This is a genomic window from Roseburia zhanii (genome assembly GCF_014287635.1).
Classification (GTDB): Bacteria; Bacillota; Clostridia; order Lachnospirales; family Lachnospiraceae; genus Roseburia_B; species Roseburia_B zhanii.
Genome location: NZ_JACOPH010000055.1, coordinates 1 through 1848, shown reverse-complemented (window position 1 = coordinate 1848; position 1848 = coordinate 1). Strand labels below are relative to the sequence as shown.

General features: G+C 41.3%; 3 protein-coding genes. 2 read left to right on the top strand and 1 reads right to left on the bottom strand.

Translation table 11 applies throughout. The features are described 5' to 3' along the window. Positions 1-219 precede the first annotated feature (219 nt). Positions 220-849 (bottom strand): helix-turn-helix domain-containing protein, encoded by a 630-nt coding sequence (locus H8S17_RS15995; protein WP_118563748.1) that lies wholly within the window; start codon positions 847-849, stop codon positions 220-222. Positions 850-1023: 174 nt separating this feature from the next. Here H8S17_RS15995 and H8S17_RS15990 point away from each other — a divergent pair, with 174 nt between their 5' ends. Both H8S17_RS15990 and H8S17_RS15985 read left to right on the top strand, forming a co-directional pair. Next, positions 1024-1254, top strand: a complete 231-nt coding sequence (locus H8S17_RS15990) for a helix-turn-helix domain-containing protein (RefSeq protein ID WP_003505382.1) — start codon at positions 1024-1026, stop codon at positions 1252-1254. Between the two features lie 144 nt (positions 1255-1398). Continuing rightward, positions 1399-1713: a hypothetical protein gene (locus H8S17_RS15985; protein ID WP_014080633.1), complete on the top strand. Its 315-nt coding sequence runs from the start codon at positions 1399-1401 to the stop codon at positions 1711-1713. Positions 1714-1848: the final 135 nt, after the last annotated feature.

Sequence of the window (1848 nt, the reverse complement as noted above, 5' to 3'; positions counted from 1 at the left end):
TCTACATAGAAGCGGTAGTACCATTTCTTTCCTTTTTTTCTTACAGATCCTTTTGCCATAATCGTGTGTCTCCTTTCGATATCAGACAATCGGAACTGATGAAATGCTTCTTGCGTGTAGGCATCTTATGGACAAGTCCATAAGCCAATTCGCCGCTCGTCAAATCTGTAAACAGCCTGACTCGCTCGTGCTCATTGTATCATAACTCCGGTTGTCGTTCTATACCGAATCGGAATCCTCATACAAAACTTCTGATAAAAGATTTTCAAGCCTTTGTTCTGCCATTTCCGGTTTCTTGGAATAGAGCCTTACAATATCTGCCATGTCATTAAAAGCATTAACAGTATGGGTGATCTCCCGGAGAAACATAATCTCGTTATATTCATCATTCGATTCAAACCCCATTACTTTTGCAATATCAGCTTCATTTGTGCTGCCCTTGTAATTCTTGCAGGCAAACTGGAATGATTCCAGAAACAGGTTATATTGCTTTAACATCAACAGCAGTAAATCTTTGGAAAAAGCATCTTCCTTTTTACTAAGGTCGAGAGGTAACTGTTTGAGAATATCGCCCATTGCATCACGAATCTGTAATTCTTTCTTATCCGTAATATCGGTTTCGTATTCATCGGTTTCCCCCTTGAGCCATTCAATAGATACATGAAGTGCTTCCGAAAGACCTTCCAGCACCATCTTTTTGGTATTGTCAATCGAACCATTCTCATAACGAAGGATTGTGGAAGCGGTAACTCCCATCTTCTCTGCAACATAAGGCTGTGTCAGATTTAATTCCAGACGACGCTGTTTTGCCCTGTTACCTATCAGCTTGCGTAGTTCTTTATCTTTCATGCTGATTGCCTCCTTTTTCGGTATGTATGAATTATAGCATGTACCTCACATAATTGCAATATGCAATTTAATGATTATTTTTAAAATTTCATAACGCTTGACAACGCAATATAAAACCGCTATACTAACAGCACAACAAAAATTGCATAATGCAATTTAACAGGAGGTGACAAGATGACGGAAAGAAAGATTGCATTATCCATCGAGGAAGCAGCCGACTATACAGGAATTGGCAGAAACACTTTGAGAAAGCTGGTTGAATGGAAGAAGCTTCCGGTATTAAAAGTCGGAAGAAAAGTCCTTATTAAAACTGACATTCTGGAAAAGTTCATGGAAGCCAACGAGGGGCGTGATCTGAGGGATAAAGGAAATGTAAAAGCTGTCACAAGAAATGTGGCAACTTAAAAAGGCGGCTTCCTAAGAAACCGCCAAAGGTTCTATCAGACCGAAGCCATGATATACCTACACGCAAGAGGATTATACCATGTGCTTCTCCTGATATGCAACCGGGAACTGTTGTTTATCGGAAAAAGAAAGGATGAAGACGATATGGCGAAATCAACAAAGACTTATGAAGAAAGAATACGTGCATTAGAGAAAAAGGAACAGGAAAGCATTGAAGCTACAAAAAAGCTCATTGCACAGCGGAAGGAACTGGAAAAGCGAAAGAAAGCAGAGGAAAGTAAAAAACGAACCCACAGGCTCTGTCAGATTGGTGGCGCAGTGGAATCGGTTCTTGGCTGTCCGATTGAGGAGGAAGATTTACCAAAGTTGATAGGCTTCTTAAAAAGGCAGGAAACAAACGGAAAGTTTTTCTCAAAGGCGATGCAGAAAGAGCCACTTACAGATATGGAGGAAGTGTAATGGCGGAGGGAGTGGTTTTTCCATTCCCTTCATTGCCTTTGAATGAAGGGCGCACTTATGGACAACCAGAGGTCGTCCTTATAAGTTTGCCACAAGTGGCAACCGGTCTGCGCTTACGCTTGCCGGGCTCGTTCC

What these genes read in the sequence shown, in the direction of transcription:
- H8S17_RS15990 (WP_003505382.1), top strand. Translation starts at nt 1,024, where the DNA reads ATGACGGAAAGAAAGATTGCATTATCCATCGAGGAAGCAGCCGACTAT.
- H8S17_RS15995 (WP_118563748.1), bottom strand. Translation starts at nt 849, where the DNA reads ATGAAAGATAAAGAACTACGCAAGCTGATAGGTAACAGGGCAAAACAG.
- H8S17_RS15985 (WP_014080633.1), top strand. Translation starts at nt 1,399, where the DNA reads ATGGCGAAATCAACAAAGACTTATGAAGAAAGAATACGTGCATTAGAG.